The sequence below is a fragment of the Trichococcus sp. genome (assembly GCF_049684335.1).
Classification (GTDB): domain Bacteria; phylum Bacillota; class Bacilli; order Lactobacillales; family Aerococcaceae; genus Trichococcus.
In genome coordinates, this window is record NZ_JBAVFV010000051.1 from 1 (window position 1) to 23762 (window position 23762).

At 44.0% G+C, this 23762-nt stretch carries 33 protein-coding genes; 28 read left to right on the plus strand and 5 right to left on the minus strand.

Annotated features, from left to right (window positions below):
- Positions 1-46: 46 nt before the first annotated feature.
- The 3 genes from WBM30_RS09235 to WBM30_RS09245 all read right to left on the minus strand — a co-directional run bounded on the left by WBM30_RS09235 (position 47) and on the right by WBM30_RS09245 (position 2493).
- On the minus strand, positions 47-295 hold the full coding sequence (locus WBM30_RS09235) for a GlsB/YeaQ/YmgE family stress response membrane protein (RefSeq protein ID WP_086985414.1): 249 nt from the start codon (positions 293-295) through the stop codon (positions 47-49).
- Between the two features lie 243 nt (positions 296-538).
- Positions 539-1762 (minus strand): toxic anion resistance protein, encoded by a 1224-nt coding sequence (locus WBM30_RS09240; protein WP_424900444.1) that lies wholly within the window; start codon positions 1760-1762, stop codon positions 539-541.
- An 11-nt stretch (positions 1763-1773) separates the two neighbouring features.
- Entirely contained in the window at positions 1774-2493 is a 720-nt protein-coding gene (locus tag WBM30_RS09245) for a 5-bromo-4-chloroindolyl phosphate hydrolysis family protein (RefSeq protein WP_424900445.1), read from the minus strand.
- A gap of 211 nt (positions 2494-2704) precedes the next feature.
- Here WBM30_RS09245 and WBM30_RS09250 point away from each other — a divergent pair, with 211 nt between their 5' ends.
- From WBM30_RS09250 to WBM30_RS09290, 9 genes are all read left to right on the plus strand, one after another.
- A complete protein-coding gene (locus WBM30_RS09250; protein WP_424900446.1) occupies positions 2705-3265 on the plus strand; it encodes an NUDIX domain-containing protein in 561 nt (186 codons plus the stop codon).
- 1 nt (position 3266) lies between these two features.
- Positions 3267-3674, plus strand: a complete 408-nt coding sequence (locus tag WBM30_RS09255; RefSeq protein ID WP_424900447.1) for a hypothetical protein — start codon at positions 3267-3269, stop codon at positions 3672-3674.
- A gap of 30 nt (positions 3675-3704) precedes the next feature.
- Positions 3705-4400, plus strand: a complete 696-nt coding sequence (locus tag WBM30_RS09260; protein ID WP_424900491.1) for a 5'-methylthioadenosine/adenosylhomocysteine nucleosidase — start codon at positions 3705-3707, stop codon at positions 4398-4400.
- 245 nt (positions 4401-4645) lie between these two features.
- The gene (locus WBM30_RS09265; RefSeq protein WP_424900448.1) at positions 4646-6154 is read left to right on the plus strand and encodes a helicase HerA-like domain-containing protein; all 1509 of its coding nucleotides are present in this window, start codon (positions 4646-4648) and stop codon (positions 6152-6154) included.
- 242 nt (positions 6155-6396) lie between these two features.
- Complete coding sequence (locus WBM30_RS09270) at positions 6397-7350, plus strand: ABC transporter permease (protein WP_424900449.1); 954 nt, start codon at positions 6397-6399, stop codon at positions 7348-7350.
- Positions 7347-8309 carry an iron chelate uptake ABC transporter family permease subunit gene (locus tag WBM30_RS09275; RefSeq protein WP_424900450.1) on the plus strand — a complete coding sequence of 321 codons (963 nt, stop codon included), beginning with the start codon at positions 7347-7349 and terminating at the stop codon, positions 8307-8309. The genes WBM30_RS09270 and WBM30_RS09275 overlap by 4 nt, the downstream gene beginning before the upstream one ends.
- A complete protein-coding gene (locus tag WBM30_RS09280; RefSeq protein ID WP_424900451.1) occupies positions 8306-9067 on the plus strand; it encodes an ABC transporter ATP-binding protein in 762 nt (253 codons plus the stop codon). The genes WBM30_RS09275 and WBM30_RS09280 overlap by 4 nt, the downstream gene beginning before the upstream one ends.
- 18 nt (positions 9068-9085) lie before the next feature.
- Positions 9086-10054 (plus strand): siderophore ABC transporter substrate-binding protein, encoded by a 969-nt coding sequence (locus WBM30_RS09285; protein ID WP_424900452.1) that lies wholly within the window; start codon positions 9086-9088, stop codon positions 10052-10054.
- An 81-nt stretch (positions 10055-10135) separates the two neighbouring features.
- On the plus strand, positions 10136-10762 hold the full coding sequence (locus WBM30_RS09290) for a DUF1054 family protein (RefSeq protein ID WP_424900453.1): 627 nt from the start codon (positions 10136-10138) through the stop codon (positions 10760-10762).
- A gap of 287 nt (positions 10763-11049) precedes the next feature.
- Here the strand turns inward: WBM30_RS09290 and WBM30_RS09295 are convergent, their stop codons facing one another.
- On the minus strand, positions 11050-12207 hold the full coding sequence (locus WBM30_RS09295; RefSeq protein WP_424900454.1) for a tyrosine-type recombinase/integrase: 1158 nt from the start codon (positions 12205-12207) through the stop codon (positions 11050-11052).
- 63 nt (positions 12208-12270) lie between these two features.
- Positions 12271-12900, minus strand: a complete 630-nt coding sequence (locus WBM30_RS09300; protein ID WP_424900455.1) for a helix-turn-helix domain-containing protein — start codon at positions 12898-12900, stop codon at positions 12271-12273.
- A gap of 169 nt (positions 12901-13069) precedes the next feature.
- Here WBM30_RS09300 and WBM30_RS09305 point away from each other — a divergent pair, with 169 nt between their 5' ends.
- The 19 genes from WBM30_RS09305 (at position 13070) to WBM30_RS09395 (ending at position 23549) form a co-directional block, all read left to right on the plus strand.
- Positions 13070-13270: a helix-turn-helix transcriptional regulator gene (locus WBM30_RS09305; protein WP_424900456.1), complete on the plus strand. Its 201-nt coding sequence runs from the start codon at positions 13070-13072 to the stop codon at positions 13268-13270.
- 45 nt (positions 13271-13315) lie between these two features.
- Positions 13316-13606, plus strand: a complete 291-nt coding sequence (locus WBM30_RS09310) for a hypothetical protein (protein ID WP_424900457.1) — start codon at positions 13316-13318, stop codon at positions 13604-13606.
- 51 nt (positions 13607-13657) lie between these two features.
- Positions 13658-13921 (plus strand): hypothetical protein, encoded by a 264-nt coding sequence (locus WBM30_RS09315; RefSeq protein ID WP_424900458.1) that lies wholly within the window; start codon positions 13658-13660, stop codon positions 13919-13921.
- A gap of 129 nt (positions 13922-14050) precedes the next feature.
- Positions 14051-14527: a hypothetical protein gene (locus tag WBM30_RS09320; RefSeq protein ID WP_424900459.1), complete on the plus strand. Its 477-nt coding sequence runs from the start codon at positions 14051-14053 to the stop codon at positions 14525-14527.
- Between the two features lie 63 nt (positions 14528-14590).
- Positions 14591-15193 (plus strand): hypothetical protein, encoded by a 603-nt coding sequence (locus WBM30_RS09325; RefSeq protein WP_424900460.1) that lies wholly within the window; start codon positions 14591-14593, stop codon positions 15191-15193.
- A gap of 15 nt (positions 15194-15208) precedes the next feature.
- Entirely contained in the window at positions 15209-15403 is a 195-nt protein-coding gene (locus WBM30_RS09330) for a hypothetical protein (RefSeq protein WP_424900461.1), read from the plus strand.
- 8 nt (positions 15404-15411) lie between these two features.
- On the plus strand, positions 15412-16245 hold the full coding sequence (locus WBM30_RS09335) for a conserved phage C-terminal domain-containing protein (protein WP_424900462.1): 834 nt from the start codon (positions 15412-15414) through the stop codon (positions 16243-16245).
- Between the two features lie 13 nt (positions 16246-16258).
- Positions 16259-17125: an ATP-binding protein gene (locus WBM30_RS09340; protein WP_424900463.1), complete on the plus strand. Its 867-nt coding sequence runs from the start codon at positions 16259-16261 to the stop codon at positions 17123-17125.
- Positions 17126-17244: 119 nt separating this feature from the next.
- Positions 17245-18375 carry a tyrosine-type recombinase/integrase gene (locus WBM30_RS09345; RefSeq protein ID WP_424900464.1) on the plus strand — a complete coding sequence of 377 codons (1131 nt, stop codon included), beginning with the start codon at positions 17245-17247 and terminating at the stop codon, positions 18373-18375.
- Between the two features lie 8 nt (positions 18376-18383).
- Positions 18384-18701, plus strand: a complete 318-nt coding sequence (locus tag WBM30_RS09350; protein WP_424900465.1) for a hypothetical protein — start codon at positions 18384-18386, stop codon at positions 18699-18701.
- Positions 18698-19024: a hypothetical protein gene (locus tag WBM30_RS09355; RefSeq protein WP_424900466.1), complete on the plus strand. Its 327-nt coding sequence runs from the start codon at positions 18698-18700 to the stop codon at positions 19022-19024. The genes WBM30_RS09350 and WBM30_RS09355 overlap by 4 nt, the downstream gene beginning before the upstream one ends.
- 200 nt (positions 19025-19224) lie before the next feature.
- A complete protein-coding gene (locus tag WBM30_RS09360; RefSeq protein WP_424900467.1) occupies positions 19225-19737 on the plus strand; it encodes a hypothetical protein in 513 nt (170 codons plus the stop codon).
- Between the two features lie 38 nt (positions 19738-19775).
- Positions 19776-20237: a hypothetical protein gene (locus WBM30_RS09365; protein ID WP_424900468.1), complete on the plus strand. Its 462-nt coding sequence runs from the start codon at positions 19776-19778 to the stop codon at positions 20235-20237.
- A 122-nt stretch (positions 20238-20359) separates the two neighbouring features.
- The gene (locus tag WBM30_RS09370; protein WP_424900469.1) at positions 20360-20701 is read left to right on the plus strand and encodes a hypothetical protein; all 342 of its coding nucleotides are present in this window, start codon (positions 20360-20362) and stop codon (positions 20699-20701) included.
- A gap of 62 nt (positions 20702-20763) precedes the next feature.
- A complete protein-coding gene (locus tag WBM30_RS09375; protein ID WP_424900470.1) occupies positions 20764-21051 on the plus strand; it encodes a hypothetical protein in 288 nt (95 codons plus the stop codon).
- Positions 21052-21182: 131 nt separating this feature from the next.
- Entirely contained in the window at positions 21183-21707 is a 525-nt protein-coding gene (locus WBM30_RS09380) for a hypothetical protein (RefSeq protein ID WP_424900471.1), read from the plus strand.
- Between the two features lie 16 nt (positions 21708-21723).
- Entirely contained in the window at positions 21724-22593 is an 870-nt protein-coding gene (locus tag WBM30_RS09385; protein WP_424900472.1) for a phage major capsid protein, read from the plus strand.
- Positions 22594-22946: 353 nt separating this feature from the next.
- Positions 22947-23120, plus strand: a complete 174-nt coding sequence (locus WBM30_RS09390) for a hypothetical protein (RefSeq protein ID WP_424900473.1) — start codon at positions 22947-22949, stop codon at positions 23118-23120.
- Between the two features lie 9 nt (positions 23121-23129).
- Complete coding sequence (locus WBM30_RS09395) at positions 23130-23549, plus strand: hypothetical protein (RefSeq protein ID WP_424900474.1); 420 nt, start codon at positions 23130-23132, stop codon at positions 23547-23549.
- Positions 23550-23762: the final 213 nt, after the last annotated feature.

The window sequence follows — 23762 nt, forward strand, 5'->3', positions numbered from 1 at the left end:
TTATAAGAAAGCAGACAATTGTCTGCTTATGTTTGGTGGGGAAAGGTTACTTTTTCATGCTTCTCATAGCGAAGGATACGATGAAAATCAGGATGACTGCTCCGACCAATGCAGGCACGATATAGAATCCTCCGATTTCAGGACCCCATGCTCCAAATAAAGTTGTTCCTAACCATGAACCGATGAAACCAGCAACGATATTTCCGATAATGCCGCCCGGAATATCTTTACCCATGAACGATCCTGCTAAAGCGCCTAGGATACCTCCAACAATTAAAGACCAAATTAAGCCCATTTCTTTTCCTCCTCTTTCTAATTACAAGTGCGGTAACAATATAGTTATTTCCAATCAACTATACTCTTATTATATATAAAATGAGTCACATTACAAATAATATGCCCTCGAGATGAGAGGTTTTCTGAAAATGGAAAGAAGAGTATTTTAAATTTCGCTCCCGAAAAAAGAAAGTTTCACCGTACGAGGTTGCATTAAGGAGAAAATAAAAGGCCGTCTCAATTTCGAGACAGACCTCTAATATTAGTTGATTTGTTGTTCCTGTTGGTGGATATTCAACAGTTTAACTTTTAGATCATTCTCCATCAGCGAGAGTTCTTTTTCGGCTTCTCTGCGTTTGATTCGGCCTTCTTGCTGAATCTTCAGCGTCTCTTCCAATGTTTCAATCAAATCTTGCTGCGTCTGTTTGAGTGTTTCGATATCGATCACACCCCGTTCATTTTCTTTCGCGGTTTCGATGGCTGATATTTTCAACATTTCGGAGTTCTTGCGCATCAGATCATTCGTAGTCTGCGATACTTGCCTTTGCGCCGTTACAGCATCCTTTTGGCGCAGAAGGGTAAGGGCGATGGCAACTTGGTTTTTCCATAAGGGAATCGCGGTATGGATCGAAGATTGGATTTTTTCCGCCAATGCCTGGTTTGTGTTTTGGATCAAGCGGATCTGTGGCGCTTGTTGGATTGTCATTTGCCTGGTCAAGCGTAAGTCATGTGTCCGTTTTTCGAGGCGGTCAAGGAACTGTTTCAGATCGTTGACGATCTGCACATCCATTTGGCTTTGGGAAACCTCCGCAGTCTGGATCGCTTTCGGGATCGCATTTTTCTGGAGGTCCTCCATTTTCACTTCACCGGCCGCGATGTAGATGTTTAAGGCCTCAAAATAATCCTTGTTTTTTTGGTAAAGCTGTTCCAAGGTGACATTGTCATTGAGCAGGCCATTCTTTTCTTTATCCAGTTTGATTGCGATTTTGTCGATTTGGGCGCCTATCTTCTGGTATTTTGCCGTCATTTCATAGGCGGATTGCTTTACCTTGCCGAAGATTTTGCGGAAGACATTGTTGTCCTCGGCCCGCAGGTCTTCCGGTTTGGCTTCATTGAGCCTGTACATAAGGTCGTTCAAGGAATCGCCGATTTCACCAGTGTCCTGGTTCTGCACATGGTCCAGCATCGAATGGGAGAATTCCCCCAATTGCTTTTGAGCCGCAGCACCATAGCTGATGATGGCTTGCATATTGTTCTCATCGATTTGGCCGGCTAATGCCATCGCTTGTTTTTGTCTTTCTTCCGGCAACCGGTCGATCAGCCGGTCCGGGTTGATCACCTCGGCCGCAGCTGTAGTTTTATCGGCAACCACTATTGGTTGCGCAAATGGATCCGAAAAAGGATTGGCCAGCAAATCGTCCAATTCTTGATTGACATCCTTGCTGTCTGTTTGTTTGTTTAGTCCGGTAGCATCAAATTGGTCCATCAGTATTCCCCCTATATCTCTTCGTCCAAAGCATTTTCGCTGCCTTTTCCCTCATTATCCCTTTTCAAAACTTGCTTGGCAAGTTCCAACTCGATATCCATATCTTCGATATCATTGGACATGAAGCGCACGTAATCTTCAGCGATCAGACGACACATATCATCGATTGTTTTGGAGCAGTTATCCAAGGCTGTATAGGTTTCTTTCGTCTTGGAAACGTGGCCATCGATTGCAATATATTTTTCTGTCAGCTCTTTCAGGTTGGGGAGATTGGTGTATAGGAATTTATCGACTTCGTGTAGTCGGTTAGGCTGACTGACGATATTTTTGAAGAAATCTTTCAGTATGTCCACCGTATCGTTGCGTGCCGCGATAGCTTTTAATTTTGATCGCTGCTGCAGATTCGATTCGATGTCTTGGATCGTATTTTTGGCTTGATCCATCGTGTTGCGGAAATAGGCAATCTGATCCTTGGTCATCCCTTTTGAATGGTAGAAAGCTTCTTTTTCGGTGCTCACTTTTCCAAGTGCACCTCTTTGTTTTGCGGTCTTCCGTGACCATTGCATGCTTCCGCCGCTTTGGACGTAATATAGGAAGATGCCCAAGCCGATGGTCATCCCGATCGAGGTCCAGAAATCGAATTCGAAGATGAAAAAGAATATCACTAATGCAATCAGGCAAACTACGCTGGAAAACGTATATTTCAATATATCCTTGATGTTGCTCCACATAAATTTTTCCTCCTTTAATAACGTGCTGTTCACTTCGTCTGTGCTTATGCTATTATTTTAGCATAAAAGCCTATTGAGCACCTATCGGCCGAAAGGATGATTTTCAACGTCAGCACCCATTTGGGCTGAATCTCTCGCGGCTCTTGTAAATAGCGGAAAAGATAGGTTATGATAATACATGATCCGGATAGTAGATTGGGAGGAACATAAAATGGAATTTGAAGAAAAAACATTGAAAAGTGAAAAAATATTTGACGGTGTCTTGCTGCATTTGGTGAGGGAAGAAGTATTGTTGCCGAACGGAAAAACTTCAGTCAGAGAGATGATCAGGCATCCGGGCGCTGTAGCGATGATACCATTTACCTCGGACGGAAAAATGGTCATGGTCAGACAGTTCCGCAAACCATTGGATCGGACCGTTGTCGAAATACCGGCCGGTAAATTGGAGACATCCGATGCGGAACCTCTTCTGGCAGCGATCCGTGAGCTGGAGGAAGAAACGGATTATCGTGCGGAAAAATGGTCCGAATTGACGGTTTTTTATCCGACACCGGCTTATTTGGATGAGCGGATCACAATCTATTTGGCGGAAGGCTTGACGAAAGTCGATAATTCTTTGCCGATGGATGAGGATGAATTCATTGAGATCTTGGAATTGACATACGATGAAGCAAAAGTTTTGCAGGAATCCGGAGAAATCTGCGATTCGAAAACAATCTATGCCATGCTGTACTGGGAGATGCGTCTTTTGCGTGAAAGAATAGAGGGATAGTATGTCAGAACCAAAGAAACCGCTGATCACCCGGGAACGTTATCGTCAGTACAAAAGGGACCAAACAACAAAACCGGGGACAGATGAAAAGAAAGTCGCTCCTCGGGTAACAGATACAGCGCGTTCCGCTCCGACAACGGAAAAGAACAATAAGCAGCAAACTGTTTCTGCGGGAGAGAAAAGCAGTGTCCCGACCGAAAAGAAAAGGTCGGAGAACGGCAATAAAGCTAAGGCTGCCAAGCCAAAGGCGAAGCTATTCCGGAAAGCAGACAAACCTGCAACTTCAACGAAGGTGGAGCGTTTGACGGACAAAGAAAGAGGCAGAAAATTGGACAACTATCTGAACAAAGCCATCCTGATCGTCATCTTGTTGATCATCTTGGTTTTTGTGATAGCCTTCGTCTTATGACATAACAATGCAGCTACAAGGAAGGAAACAATCATGATCGGAATTATTGGAGCAATGGAAGAAGAAAATCGTATTTTGTTAGAAAATATGACTGAAAAGATAGAGGAAATACATTTTCATCTCGCTTTTACGCGAGGCAAGATCGAAAATCAGGATGTAGTATTGGTGCAGTCCGGCATCGGTAAAGTCAACTCGGCCATAGCGACTGCCTTCATCATTGATCGTTATCGTCCCGATTTCGTCATCAACACCGGTTCGGCTGGGGGATTAAACACAGCCTTGCATGTGGGGGACGTCGTTGTGGCGGATAAAGTTGCGTATCATGATGTGGATGCTACGGCATTTGGTTATTCTATGGGACAAGTGCCTCAGATGCCCCATTATTATACAGCTGATAAAAAAATCGTTGAAAAGATTACGCGGGCAGCTGAAAAAGTCGGTTTGCATGCTGTGCAAGGGACGATTGTTTCCAGCGATTCTTTTATCGCTTCCGAAAGCGGCACAAACCGCATCAAGGAACATTTCCCTGACGCCTATGCGACCGAAATGGAGGGCGCATCAATTGCCCAGGCTTGCTACGTATTGGGCACACCCTTCGCGATCATCCGTGCTATTTCGGACGGAGCAAGCGAGGGGGCGGCGCTGACGTTCGATGAGTTCATCGTCGAAGCCGGAAAGAAATCTGCGGAAATGGTCATCGAATTACTGAAAAATAGCGAAGAATAGAAGCCCGCCGCGAAAGAAGTCCAGTTGTTTACGAATGGACATTGCACCATGTTGCCGGTTCTTTGGGAACTGAAATCATCAAGTAAGCAAGCCTGAACCACTCAACCAAAATGGCGGAGTGGTTTTTGCTGGCTGCGGCACTTTAGGGCGCTATTATTTCAAAAAAAGAAGGGCTTAATGTTTGTAAGGGTTTTTCAAAATATTGTACAATAAAGATGAGATGTCAGGCTAAGGAGGGGTTTTGGATGCGCCAAGAACTGGTGATCGGGAAAGGGGACAAACCGGCAATCATCCATCTGGACAAGCTGAATCGCCACGGCTTGATCGCTGGAGCGACCGGTACGGGGAAAACGGTGACTTTGAAAGTGATAGCGGAACAATTGAGCAAAGCGGGGATTCCGGTATTCCTTGCGGACGTCAAAGGTGATTTGGCAAGCATTGCGGAACCAGGTGAGTTGAGCGGAAAAATAATGGAGCGAGTAACGAAACTGCAGCCGCAGGATTTTGAGCCGCGCGCTTACCCCGTTGAACTTTTGGATATCTTTGGATCGAACGGTGTACCTGTTCGGACAACCATTTCCGATATGGGGCCAATTCTGTTGTCGCGTCTGTTAGGGCTCAATGAAACGCAGGAAGGAATCATGAACATTGCGTTCAAAGTGGCAGATGAGAAACAACTCTTGCTCATCGACATCAAAGATTTGCGGGCGATCCTGAATTTTGTCGGAGACAACGCCACAGAATTACGCCGGGAATACGGAAATATTTCAAAGCAATCGATCGGCGCAATCTTAAGAGGCTTATTGGTGATCGAGGAACAAGGCGGTGATCTATTCTTTGGAGAGCCGATGTTCGATATCCAGGATTTATTGAAAACAGATGCAGCCGGACGCGGTTATGTGAACATTCTGATGGCGAATCGCCTGTTCATGTCTCCCAAACTCTACTCGACATTCCTGCTGTGGTTCCTTTCTGAGCTGTATGAGCAATTGCCGGAAGTCGGAGATCTTGATAGACCTAAGATTGTGTTCTTTTTTGATGAAGCTCATGTCCTTTTCCAAGACATTCCGAATGTTCTTGAGGAAAAAATCGAACTCATCGTCCGGCTGATCCGTTCCAAAGGAGTCGGTATTTATTTTGTGACGCAAAATCCCACCGACCTACCGAATGCTATTCTGAGCCAATTGGGGAACAAAATTCAACATGCTTTGCGTGCTTTTACACCAAAGGAGCAGAAGACAGTCAAAGCGGTCGCCGAAACATTCCGGCAGCTGGATGGTGAAGAAGTGGACAAAAAATTGACGGAACTGAAGATCGGTGAAGCGTTGGTCTCCTTTCTCGATCCGGAAGGAATTCCTGGATATGTTCAGCAAGTCATGATTTATCCTCCGGAGAGCAAAATGGGTATCCTGGATCCACTCGTCAAAGAAGAAAAAATCAACCGTTCCTTGTTATATTATAAATACAGCGAGACAATCGACAGAGAATCCTCTTACGAACAACTACAGCGACTGTCAGAAATTAAGGCGATTGAGTTGGAGGAAAATGAAGAGCTTGCCGCAAGGGACAAGGAAAAAGCCCAACAGTTGAAGCAACTTGAAAAAGAGCGCCAAAAAGAACAAACCCAACAAAAAAGGTCGAGCAGTTCCCGTGATTCGACAATGGACCGATTCACAAAAAACTTGATGTCGCAAGTAGGCAGGGAAGTGGGTCGCGTCATCTCCCGAGGTATTTTGGGCATCCTGAAAAAATGAATACAGTTCAATAAGACCAGTCCCGCAAGGGCTGGTCTTATTTTTCCTTTTTTCCGAAACATGGGCTGAGCGAACCCGTTCCGCTTTTCTTTTTTTCGCTTACTTTTTTTCATGGAAATCTCATATTTGGTATTGTGTTTTATTTCAGTATCCAGTAGAATAGCACCTATACCTTTAATTGAGAATGGTTCTCAATTGGAATTATTATAATTAAGGAGTTGTTTTTGGAAGATGGTGAATAGATGTTGAGAAAAATGCTGCTCGTTCTGACGTTGGTTGGAGCGATTGTGCTGTCCTTGGGTGTAGGAACTGCTGCGTTTTCGGTGGAACAGTTTCTGGTCGGGAGCAACACGGATCGTCTGATACTGTTTTCGTCACGGCTGCCGAGGACGATTACGGTTCTCTTGGCTGGAGCGGGCTTATCCTTATCCGGGCTGATTATGCAATCATTGACGCAGAACCGATTTGCCGCTCCCGATACAGTCGGTACGGTGGATGCGGCGAGAGTGGGCATGCTGTGCGGCATGATTTTCTTTCCGGGCTTATCCGTTGTGGGGAAGATGACTCTTTCTTTCCTCTTTGCAGCGGCAGGAACCTTCCTGTTTTTGGTGGTCGTGAATCGCTTGCCTTTCAAAAGCCAGATGACGATCCCTTTGCTGGGTCTGATGTACGGAAATATTTTGGGAGGAATCGCCAATTTTTTTGCCTTCCGCTTCAACGTCACGCAAAACCTTTCCGCTTGGATGCAAGGGGATTTTTCATTGGTCATCAAAGGACAATATGAGGGGATGTACCTCATTTTTCTGTTATTTATGGCACTTTATTTTTTTGCCGATCACTTTACGATTGCGCGCTTCGGGAAAGACGCGGCCAAAAACCTCGGCTTACCTTTTGAAGCCGTCTTATTCATCGGGACGCTGTTCGTCTCGTTGGCTGTCGCAGTCATCCTGAGTACGATCGGTAATCTGCCGTTTTTGGGAGTCATCATCCCGAATCTCGTCTCGATGCGCTTCGGCGATAATATCCGCAATACACACGGTAAGGTTGCGCTGGTCGGCGCGATTTTCTTGTTGGTTTGTGATGTGTTCGCGCGATCAGTCATTCCTCCATACGAAATACCGGTGGAAACGGTATTGGGTGTTTTCGGCGGTGGTTTATTCTTGTGGCTGTTGCTGAAGGGAGGGCGAACCGCATGAAAAACGTGTTGAAAAACCGCATCATCATGAAACGGTTGGCTATCATTGCGGTGGTTTTGGCTTTTCTTTATTTTTTTTGGAATCAAGGCAACGGAAATGTATTCATTATGAAGTTGCGAAGCACGAAGCTTTTGACGTTTGCAGTCATCAGCATCAGCACTGCCTTTGCAACAGTCAGCTTTCAGACAGTCGTGCACAGCAATTTTTTGACCCCCAGCATCCTTGGGGTTGAATCCTTCTATCGCCTCCTGCAGACAGTGTTGATGTTCTTCAGCTTCTCGCTGCTGGGCAGCCAATTGAATGCTGAATGGCAGTTCATTTTTCTGTTGTTCCTGATGCTTGGCAGTTATTTTTTGCTGTACCGGCTTTCTTGGAGCCGGAAAAATTACGATATGCAGGTCATCCTGATGATTGGGCTCGTCATGGGTACTTTCTTCAACAGCATCAGTTCCTTTATGCAAGTGCTGATGGACCCGAATGAGTACGACAAACTGCAGACGAAACTGTATGCCAGTTTTCAGAACATCAATGATTCCGTACTTATTTTGGCTGTTCCGGTTGCCGTGTTTTCGATCATCAGTTTGTGGCGCAAGCGGAAGGTATTGGAAGTTTTGGGACTGGGTACGCAAACGGCCAAAAATTTAGGGGTCGCCGTCGAAAAAGAGACGAAGCTCACCTTCATGCATGTCATCCTATTGATGACAGTCTCCGCAGCGCTCGTTGGACCGATGATGTTTCTCGGTTTTGTGGCGGCGAACATCGCTTACCGACTGTTCAGGACGTATTGCCTAGACTACCTGTTGCCTGGAGCGAGTCTGCTAAGTTTTGTGATGGTCGTTGCTGGACAATTCCTGGCAGAGGAAGTCTTCAAGCTGCAGACGAATTTGAGCATTCTGGTCGAACTGTTCGGAGGAATCTATTTCTTTTGGTTATTATGGAAGGAAAGGGGTAAATTATGAAAATCAGTCACGTCAGCAAAGCCTATGAGGATGAAAAAGTATTGGATGATATCTCATTGGCGATTGAGAAAGGAAAAATCACAGCTTTTATCGGTCCGAATGGGGCAGGCAAAAGTACGCTCCTTTCGGTCATCAGCCGCCTGCTGACAAAGGACAAGGGCATATTGACGATACACGGGAAAGAAATCGAGGCCTGGCAATCCGATGAGCTGGCGAAGGAGCTTTCGATTCTGAAACAACAGAATGCCTATCAAGTGCGCATGACGGTCCGTGAACTGGTCTCGTTCGGGAGGTTCCCCTATACGAAGGGCAGGCTGAATGATGAAGATCATGCCATGATCGATAAGGTTTTGGGCTATCTTAACCTGATAGAATTCTCAAACCGCTATTTGGATACGTTGTCTGGGGGGCAACTCCAGCGGGCGGCCATCGCGATGATTTTGGTGCAGGATACAGAGTACATCTTGTTGGATGAACCACTGAACAATCTCGACCTGAAACAAAGCATCGTGACGATGCAGACCATCCGGAATTTGGCGGATGAATTGGGTAAAACCATTCTGGTTGTCATCCACGACGTCAATTTTGCTTCCGTTTTTTCGGACAACATTATCGCTATGAAAAACGGAAAAGTCTTCCGGAGCGGCACGGTCGAGGAAGTCATCCGGACACAAGTTTTGCAGGAATTATATGAAGTGCCATTGGCAGTCATCACGACTGCGGATGGGAAAAAACATTGCACCTATCAAGCAATTTAACATAGAGGAGAATGAAAAATGAAAAAATGGCAAAAGGCAATCATCAGTTTGGCTTCAATCCTTACCCTGGCGGCTTGCGGCGCCCAGGAAGGGGCTGCCGATGCAGCAGATTCAACAACAGCAACATCGACTGCGGAAGCAAAAAATACAGTGACCATAGAGGACGCACGCGGCTCCGTAGAAGTGCCCAAAGATCCAGGAAACGTGGTTGTTTTGGATTTCGGACATTTAGACACGCTGATCGCATTGGGTAAAGAGGATGCCGTCACTGGCACGGCAACCGAAAACATGCCGGCTTATCTGGCGGATAAGGCAGATCAATTCGAGAATGTAGGGACGCTTAAGGAACCGAATGTTGAAGCATTGGCTAATTTGGCGCCGGAGCTCATCATCATTTCGAACCGATTAGTGGACTTTGCGGAACAATTGGAGGAAATCGCACCTGTTGTCGTGCTTAGTGTTGATTACACGGATTATTGGGGGTCGGTTCAAAAGAACATCTCTACCTTAGGGACGATCTTCGATGAAGAGGATGCAGCCGATGAAGCCATCGCTACCTTGAACGATGAGATTGAGGCTGTGCAAGCGAAGACAGCGGGGATAAGCGAGAAAACATTGACGTTGCTGTTGAACGACGGCAGCATGTCCGCCTTCAGCACAGGCTCACGCTTCGGACTCATTTATGATACATTGGGCTTCACGCCTGTCGATGCAGCGATTGAGGATTCCGCGCATGGGCAGTCAGTCGGGTATGAAGGGTTGCTGGAAATCAACCCGCAGATTTTGTTTGTCGTCGACCGCACAGCGGCTATCGGCACAGCATCCGATGAAAACGCGGCGTTGTTGGAGAATGATTTCGTCTACCAAACGGATGCTTATAAAAATAATAAAATCATCAACCTGTCTTCTGACTTGTGGTATCTCTCCGGCGGCGGGCTAGAATCGATCCACCTGATGGTCGAAGAGATTGCAGCGGATTTCCAGTAATCAAAAGCGGAATCAAAAGATTGTCCATCTTCTGGTTTTTTCTCTATAATAATGGAAGGAAACCAGAAAGAGGTGCACGGTTTGGCAGAAAATCACTTCAATAAGGAAGATTTCAACGTTTTTGACATTCAGGGACTCGATGAGAGGATGGTAGGCATCCGCGAACGGATCCAACCCAAGTTCCAGCATTTCGCGGCAGCGGGGGCCCGCCTCATCGTTTCGGAAGAGCACGCTGAATCGGTTCCCGTGCATGTCGCCAAGCACCTGCGCCGCACGAAGTATGCACCCGAGAATACTTGGTGCGCCATCGGTGGGGACGCGAGGGGCTACAAGAAGTATCCGCATTTCCAAATCGGGATTGCGAAAGAGGGGGTCAGCTTTTATCTTTGCCTGATCGATCAACCCGTCAAAGAAAAAGAGATGGCTGCTGCTTTATTGGAACGGATTCCTGAATTGGAGCAGTTGCCGCGCGATTATGTCGTTTCGGTCGACCATACCGTGCCGACTGTGCAGCCGATAGAGGCTGTCGACTGGCAGTCTGTCCTGATCCGGCTACGGGATGTGAAGAAGGCTGAACTGCTGATTGGCCGCAAGTTGGCGCCAGCTGATCCGCGGTTAGCGACGGAAGCAGGCACGCTGGCAGTGATGAAGGAAACGCTCCATGAACTGCTGCCGATCTACCGGACCTGCATGGAACACTATCGCTAAATGCGGAACCCAAGACAAACCAAAAAAGGACTGAACAGCAATCCGCTGTTCAGTCCTTTTCCTTATACAAAAAGAAACGGCAAATTGCTTTGCCGTTTCTTTGATGCAGAGCTGATCTCCGGGGAGATTAACCTAATTTGTTGTTGTATTCAAATGGTGTAAGGTGTTGCCTGTAAAGCTTGATGTTAAAGCATTTTGGATGGACTGCCAATCACGGGATATTTTTTTGACTACCAAATTGACTACCATTTGCATGATATCCTATGAAATGCATCCAAAAATATCTTTTACATGTTCATGTATTGCGCGAACCGTTCGGCGGTTGCCTCTTCCTGGTTCTTCGTAACGTGCGCATATACATTCATGGTGATCTCGATGTTGGCATGGCCGAGCCGTTCCTTTACTTCCTGGATGGATGCGCCTGATTCAAATAATAGGCTGCAATGCGTGTGTCGGAACTCGTGTATCTTGATTTCCTTCACAGCGTACTTCTTGACGATGGACCTCATCCAGTAAATGACGGAACCCGGCCGGATATGCCGATTGTATTGATTTGTGAAAACCGGTTGTGTCTTATGGCTGGTATTGAATCCCAGGGCGAAGTACACTTTCTTTTGCTCTATGCGCCATTTCCTGAGGATATCGAGCGTGCGATCATCCAGCGTTATGTTGCGCTTGGACGTTTTTGTTTTGGGTGTATTGACGATCACGCCTTTTTCTCCGATAGCAAGCGTTTTGTAAATGTTCAACCGCTTGTTAGTGAAGTCCACATCTTCCCAATTTAAGGCTAAAACCTCGCTTTTCCGGGCACCAGTGAAGGCTAAAAGACGAAAGAAGGCTATTTTCTTCAATTCGTTTTCTTTTTCCAGGCACCACATGAAGTGCTGCAGCTCATCCCGCGAATAAAAATCAATTTTCTTTTCATCCACACTTGAGACAACTTTCTTTTTGGCCGGAATATTGATTTTGGCCATAGGATTATCGCTGCAGATCCCCAAGGAAATCGCATATTTGAAGATGCTGGATGCGTAATTTTTAATAGTCTTATACATGCCGATCTGACCGGACCAGGTATTCACGGCTTTTTGGCATCGCTGCACGGTTATTTTCTCTATGCGTAACTCGCCCAGGTGCGGTAAAATATAATCACGGAAAGTGTACTTCGTTTGTCTGAAGGTATTTTCTTTTACGTTGTTCTTATACTGATCTAACCACAACAAATACACGTCTTCAAATGTGGCCGTGTCATTCCTGCGAACTAAGGAGCCGTTCTTTTCTATCTCAAGCTGCAAACGCGAGAGGGAAAGGGCGGCTTCTTTTTTTGTCGCGAAACCTCTCCGGGTGGTCCTTTTGGGCTTTCCGGTGAGCGGATCCGTGCCGACGTACAGACTGTACATGTAAGCTTTGGAACCGTCTTTCTTTGAATATTGTTTGATTGCTGGCATAATATCCTCTTTCTACCCTGGCAACGGCTTTAAGAGGCGCCGGACGGATCCGGCATAATAGTATTATTTCAAAGTATCATCGAATTTCTCTTTTAATTTAAAAATTTTATAAGACGCGTATTCTAGGATGTCGGCTATTTCATTGTATAGATTTTCATCAACCCCATTTTCGCTGTATACTCTAATGCCGTCCATGGTCTTAGATAACTCTAAAGTGGTGAAATTACATAACCCTGTATTTGTTAATTGTGTGTTTTTTATTCTCCTATCTCCAGCGTTTGAAACCTCATTGTATATAAGCATATTTAAAACGTTCATATTACCAACTTCGAAGTAATCTTTTACACCCGGTATCTTCAAGACTTGATTCAATGCAATGCCGATGATTTCGTCTCTATTTTCATCTGTTATGTGAAAATGATTTTCCCAGTCTTTGCTATGTGTGATTGTTTCAATTCTGTCATGAGCATAGTTTTCTAGGCTTCCGAATAATAACTTCTCAACTGAAATCCCGCCTTTTTTAGCAATCATTTCTAACCGTTTACGATTAGGCAAATTCATACCGTTTTCCCATCGAGAAACGATACCTTTTTTTGCCCCGTCTATCATTTCGCCGAATTCCTCTTGCGTAAGATCTAATTTGGTGCGAATATCGAAAATTCTTTTGCCTACATCTTTTAGATTCTCCTTCACAAACTCACCTCCTGCTAAAATTATACTATACAAAATTCATAAAATAAACAAAATGTTATAAAAGTTACATTTATCCATTGACTTATCGAAGGGTGAGCTTTATGATAATAGTGTAAGTTACGAAATATGCAAAGCACATAGTTATCGTTTGATAGAGGAGGTGCTAATGATGAACAATAAAATTGCGGGATACCGCCGAATGATTAATAAAAATCAAAGCGAAATGGCTAAAGAGTTCGGAATCTCTACACAAGCCTATTCAGCAAAAGAAAGGGGTATTACTCAGTTTAAGGACTCTGAAAAGGTGATTTTCAAAGAAATGTTAAAACCGGTGTTCCCAGATATTAAAATTGATGACATATTTTTTTAAACTAAGGTTACGAAAGTTTCGAAAAAACGCGAAAGGGTGATGAATATGGCAAGCAAGCTACTTATAAGCATATCTGAAGATTCTCAAGATACTCTTGATGAACATATTGCAATCAAGGTTAAAGAAGGGATCAAAAAAGGATTTGAGGAGTTTTTCAATAATCCTATCGAAAGGAAGATGTACCTAACTAAGAAAGAGGCTTGCATTTATCTGTCGGTTTCATACGCGACACTGCAAAAGCTTATCGCTCAGGGGATGCCGGTGATTCAGATTGACGGAAAGATTCTTTTATCAAAAGTCAGCATAAACGAGTATTTAAAATCCATCGAGAAATAATACAAATCCCTGGCAACGGAATTTTAATGATTGATGGATGCAGAAAGGAAAGTGAGACCAATGTTGAAAGAGTTCTATTTGAATCATGAGGGCACAGGGCAGCCCGTGATGGTTGGTTACAAGGTCAAGAGCATCGCTGCATTAGAAAAGATGAACTATCGTATAGGGCGCATGTATGAGGACGACTTTATCGAGGCGCGGAAACGTGGAACGGTGTACGCGCAGCGCGAAGGGTTCGACCGCAGGGAAGACCTGGTATATCTCTTCGATCGAAAAGGGATGTGGATCGGTGAAGCGTACAAAATAGGGCAATGAAAGGGGGTGAGGCGGATGAACGGCATACAAGAAGCATATATAGCGGGCTTGTTGGTAGGGTTTTTGACTTACATAACACTTAGAACGGTTTGGAAGTGTATTACTGAAGATTGAAAGGAGAATTGAACGATGGAAAGCGAAAATGAACTAACAAATGTTTCGGTTGTTTTACATGATCTAAACAGAATGTCCATAAATACGTTTCTAAAGGCTAGCGGCTATGAAATCAAGGGGATGGATTGGGGTAAAAAGATCAAATGCGTCTTGCTTGTCATAGATACGATGCAGATGCGACAAAAAAACAAAGGAGCGAACAATATGGGAAAAATTAAGCAAGCATATTTACAAGAAATTGGTTCGGTGGATGCGGTAATAGAATCTCTTAATAATGCGCTGCAGGGAGAAGGTAAAAAATATCAAATTACCACCAACGCAGGTCAATCGGATGAAAGAACTGAATGGATCAATCGAGAAAAATTTCTTGAATTCATGATTGAAAACGCGATTAACGTCTTGTCCGGAAACGTAGGGTATTTGTTCCAGGATGATGAGAAAGAGCAAAAAAAAGACCTTATAGCAAGAGTTGGACGCTCATGGATGCTATAAGGCAAGTGGGTATAAAGCTAGGCGCTTTTGCCCTTATCATACACGATATAAGGGAGATATACTATGAAATTCGTACAAAAAACAGCTGAATTTGAGCAAAAAATGATAAAAATTAACGAAACTATCGAAAAAATTGACAATCAGTTTGGAAGTATAGAATACCTTCAAGCGGTAATCGAGCAGCTGTTGGATAATCACACAGACCTGAAAAGGTTGAGCGATCGAGCCGATGAAGATCCAGGGGAAGCGCGCTGGGTTAAGTTTGAGTTTGACCGCGTTGCCGGGCGCACAGAAACGTTTTTCAACCTCGCTCATGGGCTCATCCGTAAGATTGAAAAATCTTCATATGAAACGCTAACCATCCTTACTGAAATAGCTAATCAAGAAGCGCCCAACGCATTAAGCGGTATTAGTTGTGAGCTAAACGCGTTTGATAAGGCGCTCTTAACTCAGCTATGCAATGCTGCAGATGAAACGGGGGTTACCGTTTTTGATCCGGATAAGCATGCGAAGAAATTCGGCCAGGAAGTGGCTTATATCAGGAATTCGATTTACAGGTTGGAACATTGCCGCTTGATTAACAGAGAAACTTCGTTAGACGGCAACACGTACCAGATACAGATTTGCAATTTTTCAGAGGACATGAGAGAGCCTTTGAACCAATAAAAAGGGGGATGCTGCATGATTGCCAGTAACCTAAAAAAGAAAGTGCGCCAAGGGACAGTGTTTTATGAACTGAAAGATATAAGCGCTGCTGAATGGAATGAGAAGGCCATGCTGCAGCGACAAAGAATCTTTTTAAAAATGTTTGGGTTTGATCCCGAGAACGATATAGAAGCCCAAGAAGGCATAGATAGATATTTAAAAAAGAAGTAGGTGATTAAATGGCCGGATGGGTAAAGATCCACCGTTCTATTCAAGATCATTGGATATGGGAAGATCCAGTAAAACTAAAATGGTGGCTAGACCTTATCATGATGGCTAATCACCAAGAAAATAAAATTTTAATTAATGGTGAATTGGTAATAGTTTCATCAGGAGAAAGGCACACTTCAGAGGATAAGCTTGCTACTAGGTGGGGTGTGAGTAGAAATACCGTAAGAAAATTCCTTTCGTTGTTAGAAAAAGATGGAATGATTTCTATGAAGAAAAGCCGTCAAACTGGAACAACGTACAAAGTCCTAAACTACAACGTTTATCAGGGTTTTTCCGAAGAAAAAAAACATCAAACTGCACAACGGATTGAGCATCAAACTGCACAACAAAAGGACAACGACCTGAACAATGAACTGCACATAAACAAGAATGAGAAGAATGAAAAGAATGAAAAGAAAAAGGATATTGTCGAGCAAGAGCCCGACCCCATCCCATACCGGGAAATAGTCGACTATCTGAATCAAAAAACCGGGAAGAGCTTCAAGCACTCAGCAGCAGGCAATAAGAAAGTAATCAAAGCGCGCTGGAATGAAGGATATAAACTTGATCAGTTTAAGCGAGTAATTGATAACAAATGCCAGGACTGGCTAAACGATGAAAAAATGAGTCAGTACCTACGGCCGGAAACGTTGTTCGGAAACAAATTTGATCAATATCTAAATCAACGCAAAGGCAACAGCAATGGAGCACCTCAGAAATCAGAGGAAGCCCTGATGATGGATGAGTTATCAAGGCGGCGCATGGCTGATATGCCCAAAGTAGATCCATCAGAATTTTTCTAAGGGGTGAGTAAAAATGATAAGCACCAACAAAATAATGAGCAACAGAAAAAAATTCGAGCGGCTGGCCATAGAGAAAGCCGGATTGCTGCCAACAGGGGAACTAAGTACATGTGAATGGCACGGGAAATTCGAATTATTTCATATCCTGGCCACCGATGAGATTGTATGTCCTAAGTGCTATCTGGAAGCCAAAAACAAGCGGTTTGAGGTGGAGGAGACAACAGGCAGCTTGCAATACAAGGACAAAGAGAAAAAACGTTTCTTAAAACGGTATTCAATCTATGGCGGGCGGTCATTCCTGGATAAAGGTTTCAAGGGCTTCGATGCAAAGTCAAAGCAGGAACTGGAAGCAAGAGACGCCGCAATGGTCATCAGCAAAGAGATTGCAGGCGGCAAAGTATTGAATGCCATCCTTACGGGCCCGGCCGGAACCGGCAAGAGCCATCTAGCCCATGCGATTGTATTCAATATCAATGAAATGTCAGCGGATTACAGTAACCAGCTATCCTGCCTTTTCATAGATTTTACCAGCATGATGGAACTGATCATTGCATCTTATAGCAACAATGCCAGCGACAAGAAAACGGCTGAGTACTACATAAACCTGATGAAAACAGCCGATGTGCTGGTGTTGGATGATTTAGGTACAGACGTTGGTAAAACCGATACGAATAAGATGGCGAGCGATCACACCTACAAAACACTTTTTAAAGTCTTGAATGCCAGAGAAGGCACAAAAAGCACGATCATAAGCACAAATCTTACTTATGATCAGCTGAAAAGCGCTTATGATTCCCGAATTTCTTCCCGGCTCTCCATGAATCTGAAAATACTCTATTTTTCAGATATCAACGATAAGCGTCCAGGGTTCGGTTTCTAGTGGGGATAATAAAAAACAAAAATGGATGGATGCATCCAAAATCTAAATAAATCTTCATCCAACCTCTAAAATAAAAACATGGGATATATTCTACCAGCCCATTAGAAAGGATGATAGAAATGGCGAGTTTAAAAAAATTACAAACAGGTTGGCAGTTCCGCGTATCGTTCAAAGACGGCAGCAAGTACAAAACTAAATCAGGCAACGGCTATCCGACAAAAAAGGATGCACAGGCAGCCGCCGCTGAGATCGAGCAAAGACTTCATAAGGGATTGGATATAAAAGCCGGAGACGTGTCTTTTATTGAGTATTACAAGGAGTGGGTAGAGGTCTACAAGCTAGGTAAGTTCAGCTTCGAGACAGACCGCAACTATCAAACGGCCATGAACCTGGTAAACAAACACTTTGCCGGCTACCGGCTGAAGGACGTTTCTAAGCGCGTGTATCAGACATTCATCAATGCATACGCAGAAACCCACTCAAAAGCGACTGTCCGGAAGATCCACAACAAAATAGCCCCATGCCTTCGAGAAGCGTTCCGGAGCGGTGACATTGCGCGGGACGTGGCCTATAAGATTCTAATCACCGGATCCGAGGGGAAAAAGGAAAGCGATAAATATCTGAACCAGCATCAAACAGAAAAATTGCTGGATGCGCTTATGGATGGTCTGCAGCCGAGCGACACCGCAAAGCACGCATGCATCCTACAACTGGCAACCGGCGCCCGAATCGGTGAAATCATGGCTATAACCTTCGATTCCCTGGACTTCAAGCAAAATATGATGATCATTAACAAGTCTTGGGATTATAAGGACTCATTCGGCTTCAAATCGACCAAAAACAAGGAGAACCGGACCATTTCCGTTAATGACAATACAATGGCCCTCATGAAGACATTCGTTGACCAGGTGAAGCGGAACACCCTCAAGAACGGTGTAAAGAATCGGCATCATTTGATATTCGTCGGGGAAGGCGTGAACCCGCTCACGGTGGAGACGGTGAACAAGTGTTTGAAAGGCGCATGCATCAAAGCCGGCATTCCTGCGATTACAAGCCATGGTCTGAGGCATACGCATGCATCCGTACTCTTACATAACAACTTGGATATGCACTATGTTTCGGAACGGTTGGGGCACAAGTCACAGCTCACCACCGCATCCATCTATGCACACGTCATCAAGGAAGCAAAGGAGAAGGGCGACCAGCAAGCGGCGGCCATTACAAACGCGCTATTTGCCAGGGCTAAATGATCAGGTGGATGCATCCAGAATTACAAAACAAAAATATAGGATGGATGCGCGGACAGATTTCGCGCACTATCGAAAGGACAACCAACATGAAAATGAACATTGAATTTATAGACCCATCAAACGCAGCTGTCGAGATCCCCAAAACGGATGCCTATCTAAAATCAGCACAGATTATAGGCGAGAAATTGAACGCTTTAAACCTACCGAACCAACAGCATAATAGTTTTGTGAAGGACTTGGTAGAGCATACAGAGGTAACGCGGCAAGAAGCATTTATGAGCGGCTTTTCAATGGCGTTAGATTTAGTAAAGGGGGCAAAAAAATGAAAGAGCCAAACAAGAATAACGTTACCAAAATAGATAAGTGGGGCTGCTGTTATAACGAGCGCGGCGAAGATGAGGGAAGCTTTGAGCCGATGCCGCTAAGCAATGATGAAATAATCCAGTTATTTACCGAGTACGTAGCGGAGAAATTGCCCGCTTTGGTAGATCAGGAACCAAACGGAACAACCTACACGAATACCACAATCATATTCAGGGATGTTGCAGGGCGGCTACAGGATAAAGGGCTGCGGTTAGTTGAGATCAGCAACAGCATCCATGAAAATTTTGAACTAAGAACCGAAATAACAGGCCTGATCTATTGTTGAAATTCTGGGTGTGTGCCAATTGACACGCACCTAGATTTATCGTGAAGCGCGACACCCTTCAGGAAACTCAATAACGAATCGTTACCGAGCATAGAAAAAAAACAGTGCATGGATGCAAGTTATTCCGTTCGGCAATCGAAGGGATGTGATGATTATCAGATGACAATAAAGAAACGTTGCTTTAGATCGGGGTGCTGTAGGTGATTGATTGCAGTTTAATAGCGTATTACATGAATCTGGCCAAAAGTATTTATCGGCACAAGAAACTGCTGAGGAAATCCCGGATTGGCTTTTTTAATCAAACGATGAGTTCTTATGTCACATCAAACGAACATGAACTTTTCTCTAAAGGGTTCAACGTTGAAAATAATGTTATAGATTTCGTCGATGCCCAAAGGCGGTTGGGTGAAACAATAGAGATATGCGAATTCAAACACAAACATTTTACCGAGTTCCTCCACACGCTGCCGCATGATGATCGGATGTATCTGAAGGAGCGTTACCTGCAGGAAGAGGAAATAATAAATGATCGTGTTGATCGGGAATGCTTCGATATGATCCAGGAGATAGAGGAAGCCGTGTCCTATCGGTTCCTTGGAAATGAGCCGGCCACTTATATAGACGATGCGCCGGACATAGACCAGGTATCCGAGGAAGAATTTGAGGAAGCTTTTGACAATGCGTTTTTAAAAATGATAAGCAGGTTGGGGTGATCAAGGAAAACCAACCAGGAAAAGGGAGCGGCGTATAAATGAGATTTGACCAACCAATGAAGAATCATACAGCAAGGTTTCTTTTGAATAACTGGGTACATTACGAAAAAAACATAGAGGAATTACGGCCGCATGATCTGGAAAACGCCAAAATCTTCTTTGCAGGGTTGCAGATGCTGACAGAAGAGGAGCAAATCTTCCTTGCCAGTAAGCACCGGACGGCGAGAGGTACGCGAATACCCGATAAATACATGGCATTTAACAAACGCATACCACTTGATGCATATAAGCAGCGCAAGGTGGAGTGTGAAACAGCCTTACAGAATGCCATTATGAAATATTGCGAAGAGAACGAAAACATAGCGAATGAAGTGATAGCCGCCATGAGGTACTCTCACGAGATGTTGGCCAAAGATCGATTGTTACGCAAGGCCGTTAAAAGATATTGCACAGAGAACAACAATCGGCCGGATAAGTACAAATATCTATGGGCTAAATAAAACGAATTTCAGGGTGTTTTGCATCCAGATGTGCAAATCATGCGGGGTGGTTGAAATAAGGGGGAATTGTTATCAAATACAATCAGCTGGATGAATATTCAAAACTTACGGAAGATATCGAATTGTTGAAGTGGAAAATCAAGAAGTTGGAAACAGATCTGAGGTTTGAACAACTGTCAAATCCCAACGAGCTGGGAGAAGTCAAAGGGATTAATAACTCTATTGCTTTACGCTTAGAGAATAAAATTAAACAATCCGCGGCCGATCTCGAAGAAAAAGAGCAGGCTATGGAATCCCTGGTAATGATTATTGACCGCTTCGAAGGGCTGGATAATCAACTGTTAAAGATGAAATATATTGATGGAATGACATTAAAGCAAATAGCGGAAAAACTCACTTATAGTTATCAATACATCGTTTATTCACACACTTCGATAATTAAAGCGATAGGGTTAATCGAGTAGAGAGCTGTAGGTGATTGAGTATCTATGGGCTAAATAAAATGGATGAAAAGGGAGCAAAATACATGTCTAGAAGAAGAGCGCTGGATTTAATCGGAACGTTTGAAGAGGAAATCTATACCGGAGAAGTAACGCGGCTTTATATGTTCAAAGATTTATCTTTCGGAAATCATCCGATTGGCATCAAACTAAGACGCGAGTTTATTGATCAGATCGAACTTGGCCAACTTTGCCATATCAAGGTTGAGGTGAGAGTGACCACCAAACCGCTTGAAGATGGTTCTATCAGCCATAGAGTTGTATTGGATGCATTCACACACGAATTGCTGAGATCATTGCCAGAAGAAGCATAGGTGGTGCTGGATGCAGCATAAGCCGAAACGCATAAGGGCCGAACCACTATCGTTTTAACCGAGAGTGGATGCAAAAGAACAGCTGATGCACTGAATCCGTGCATCAGATCAAACCAAAGGGAGATAACCAAATGAGAACTAACATTTCATTATTACCAATCAAGGGTATCAAAACACCGGACTTCAAAGAGCCTAAGGGTGACGAGTTTCAAAAAGTCATGGATGAAATCAAGTGCAAAGTTGAAGAGAAGCGCATAATCAAAAATACATCCGTTGAAAAAATCAATCAAGTAACTGCCGAACTGAACAAGGTTAAAAATGCCATTATCATGGCCGAAGATAAATTTGAGGAGATCGATCTCAAGAAGAAGCGGAAAGCCTTACAGGACAAACTGGAAGGCATTGAGGATTATTCTGGCTTGGATGTAGAAGCCTTTGCCCGGAAACTTATCGAGAATCCAGAGGTTCAACAACTTCAGGAGGAAGCAACGGCTGAACGGATCACGAACAGGGAAGTACTGAGTATCTATGAACAGGCCTTCAAAGAAAATTATGAACGTCTTACCAGAGAAAGTAACCGATATACAGCAGCAGTAAGGAATGATTCCAGTTATTCCGCAGCAAACCATCTTTTCAGCTTATACAAAAACAATTAAAAGGGGACAAACCAACATGGCAAAATTAACAAAGAGATCAGCAGAATACATCGGATTAGAAGAGTTCTTACACTCACAAAAACAATCACGCGCAGGCTTCACTACTACAGACGGTGCAGGGATTATCGCAGAAGAACTATTGCAACCAGCAGAACAACTATCAAACCGCGTTGACCTTACGAAATATGTAACTGAGATTCCAGTCAATACTACATCCGGGAAATATCCATTCGTGAAGGGTACGGATTCTAAACTCGTATCAGTCGCAGAGCTGGAAGGGAATCCCGAACTGCCACAACCGGAAGTCATTCCGATCAGCTACTCTATTGCAACCTACCGTGGAGCATTACCGATCGCGCAGGAAGTCGTTGAAGATGCTGACTATGATGTGGTTGAAGTGGTGGTAACGAATGCCAAGCATGCCGATGTGAACACCAAGAATGACAAGATTGAAACGCTATTCAAGACGGCAACGGCACAAGCAGTTACTGGATTAGATGGCCTAACAACATTGGTCAATGGCTTCAAATCAGCCTATGATGTGAAGTTGTTCCTATCCTCAAGCCTATTCGATACGTTGGATAAGATGAAAGATACTACCGGGAAATACCATGTATTCAATCATGAGAGCAGCTTCCCATCCGGAGTAAGCTTCAAGGGCCATGAGGTTATCAAGATTGACGATACTGAGATCGGCACACTAGCAGGAGACTTAAAAGGATTCATTGGTGATAGCAAGCAATTCATTGCATTGTTTAACCGTAAGCTAGTCACGGTCAAATGGAATGGTAACAAGGACTTCTCAACACCGCTGCTATGTTCATCACGGTTCGATACAAAGGTAGCAGATGCTGAAGCAGGTTACTACATTACCTATACTGCTTAAGGTTAAGTCGTTCAGAAATTACTGTAATATATTTGTGTCAGAATTATTTTAAAAAAATAATGTGATCAAATATAACAGGCTATCTGAAAGCCCCCCCTCTAATAAAATTATTTTTTTTAAATCCTAAAGCCCGGTGGTTTTAACTTTTTCCCTCCACAGGACCATCTCAGAGATAAGGGGGTGTCGAGCATTTGGACAGTGTGAGAAATCGGCTCAAATTGCCGGCACAGCGCTTTTTCAATGAAACGAGACAGATCCGGGCACCTTGCCGAAACTAGTCAAAAAGGCCCCAAAAAACAGCGGGAATATTTGGGTTTTTGATAGCATCCGGATCCGGAAAGGGGGTGATGATAATGTTATCCAGATCCAATGAGCCAACAAATGGGCAGCTTCGATATTTAGATCCAGCCCATCTTGAAAAGCGCCATGCTCAATATAACGAGTTAAAGCGCAAAAGAGATATGCCTCTCAGCGAAAGGAAAGCGGAACAGCTTCAAAAGCTTCGCGAAATAGGAAAAAGAAAATGAGGTGATAGCATGGCACGAAAACCGAAAGAACCATTTACGTTTGAATCGAACATTGAAGAAATTTCTCAGAAGATTCACGAAGCCCCCCACCTTGTAATGGGTAAAATAGGCGGTGCCCTAGTAAAGGAAATCAAGCAAACTACTATGAAATCGCTATTTCACAGACGCTATAATATGGTAGCTGGTTTGGGTACTGGAAAAGGCAAAAAGAATAAGAGCGGAATCCAATGGGCGTATGGTTGGGATAACAAATCCGGAAAAAAAGACAAAGCCAGTTTACAAATTGGTTGGAAAGTCGCCATCCCTGGATTACTGGGGAAAATAATTACCGGAGCTGAGAATGATCCTATTAAACCAGTCGTAATGAAAAATGCGGAACTTATCAAAAGTTCGATTGCTGAAGCAATCAACGAGATCGGTAAGAAGTAGCTTATGGTTATAACTTCTGGCGGTGTGTTCCTGATATTCTTTATCGGTTTTTTTCTCGGATATATCGCATATATAGTTAGCTGGTGTGTAGCTCAATTTGTAGCTTATGCCTACGATTACGCGAAAGACAAAATAGATAACAAATCTCAAAAAAAGAAATAACGCCCTCAGCGTCTACTCTCAAAGTAAATAGCAAAAACTGAACGAACGTAG

Bases quoted from the DNA above. Each gene is read 5' to 3' on its own strand.
- WBM30_RS09285 (WP_424900452.1), top strand. From the start codon at position 9,086: ATGAAAAAATGGCAAAAGGCAATCATCAGTTTGGCTTCAATCCTTACC.
- WBM30_RS09280 (WP_424900451.1), top strand. From the start codon at position 8,306: ATGAAAATCAGTCACGTCAGCAAAGCCTATGAGGATGAAAAAGTATTG.
- WBM30_RS09365 (WP_424900468.1), top strand. From the start codon at position 19,776: ATGAGATTTGACCAACCAATGAAGAATCATACAGCAAGGTTTCTTTTG.
- WBM30_RS09240 (WP_424900444.1), bottom strand. From the start codon at position 1,762: ATGGACCAATTTGATGCTACCGGACTAAACAAACAAACAGACAGCAAG.
- WBM30_RS09345 (WP_424900464.1), top strand. From the start codon at position 17,245: ATGGCGAGTTTAAAAAAATTACAAACAGGTTGGCAGTTCCGCGTATCG.
- WBM30_RS09350 (WP_424900465.1), top strand. From the start codon at position 18,384: ATGCATCCAGAATTACAAAACAAAAATATAGGATGGATGCGCGGACAG.
- WBM30_RS09255 (WP_424900447.1), top strand. From the start codon at position 3,267: ATGTCAGAACCAAAGAAACCGCTGATCACCCGGGAACGTTATCGTCAG.
- WBM30_RS09245 (WP_424900445.1), bottom strand. From the start codon at position 2,493: ATGTGGAGCAACATCAAGGATATATTGAAATATACGTTTTCCAGCGTA.
- WBM30_RS09355 (WP_424900466.1), top strand. From the start codon at position 18,698: ATGAAAGAGCCAAACAAGAATAACGTTACCAAAATAGATAAGTGGGGC.
- WBM30_RS09335 (WP_424900462.1), top strand. From the start codon at position 15,412: ATGGCCGGATGGGTAAAGATCCACCGTTCTATTCAAGATCATTGGATA.
- WBM30_RS09385 (WP_424900472.1), top strand. From the start codon at position 21,724: ATGGCAAAATTAACAAAGAGATCAGCAGAATACATCGGATTAGAAGAG.
- WBM30_RS09235 (WP_086985414.1), bottom strand. From the start codon at position 295: ATGGGCTTAATTTGGTCTTTAATTGTTGGAGGTATCCTAGGCGCTTTA.
- WBM30_RS09330 (WP_424900461.1), top strand. From the start codon at position 15,209: ATGATTGCCAGTAACCTAAAAAAGAAAGTGCGCCAAGGGACAGTGTTT.
- WBM30_RS09310 (WP_424900457.1), top strand. From the start codon at position 13,316: ATGGCAAGCAAGCTACTTATAAGCATATCTGAAGATTCTCAAGATACT.
- WBM30_RS09270 (WP_424900449.1), top strand. From the start codon at position 6,397: ATGTTGAGAAAAATGCTGCTCGTTCTGACGTTGGTTGGAGCGATTGTG.
- WBM30_RS09265 (WP_424900448.1), top strand. From the start codon at position 4,646: ATGCGCCAAGAACTGGTGATCGGGAAAGGGGACAAACCGGCAATCATC.
- WBM30_RS09325 (WP_424900460.1), top strand. From the start codon at position 14,591: ATGAAATTCGTACAAAAAACAGCTGAATTTGAGCAAAAAATGATAAAA.
- WBM30_RS09375 (WP_424900470.1), top strand. From the start codon at position 20,764: ATGTCTAGAAGAAGAGCGCTGGATTTAATCGGAACGTTTGAAGAGGAA.
- WBM30_RS09250 (WP_424900446.1), top strand. From the start codon at position 2,705: ATGGAATTTGAAGAAAAAACATTGAAAAGTGAAAAAATATTTGACGGT.
- WBM30_RS09275 (WP_424900450.1), top strand. From the start codon at position 7,347: ATGAAAAACGTGTTGAAAAACCGCATCATCATGAAACGGTTGGCTATC.
- WBM30_RS09320 (WP_424900459.1), top strand. From the start codon at position 14,051: ATGGAAAGCGAAAATGAACTAACAAATGTTTCGGTTGTTTTACATGAT.
- WBM30_RS09390 (WP_424900473.1), top strand. From the start codon at position 22,947: ATGTTATCCAGATCCAATGAGCCAACAAATGGGCAGCTTCGATATTTA.
- WBM30_RS09395 (WP_424900474.1), top strand. From the start codon at position 23,130: ATGGCACGAAAACCGAAAGAACCATTTACGTTTGAATCGAACATTGAA.
- WBM30_RS09305 (WP_424900456.1), top strand. From the start codon at position 13,070: ATGAACAATAAAATTGCGGGATACCGCCGAATGATTAATAAAAATCAA.
- WBM30_RS09380 (WP_424900471.1), top strand. From the start codon at position 21,183: ATGAGAACTAACATTTCATTATTACCAATCAAGGGTATCAAAACACCG.
- WBM30_RS09340 (WP_424900463.1), top strand. From the start codon at position 16,259: ATGATAAGCACCAACAAAATAATGAGCAACAGAAAAAAATTCGAGCGG.
- WBM30_RS09295 (WP_424900454.1), bottom strand. From the start codon at position 12,207: ATGCCAGCAATCAAACAATATTCAAAGAAAGACGGTTCCAAAGCTTAC.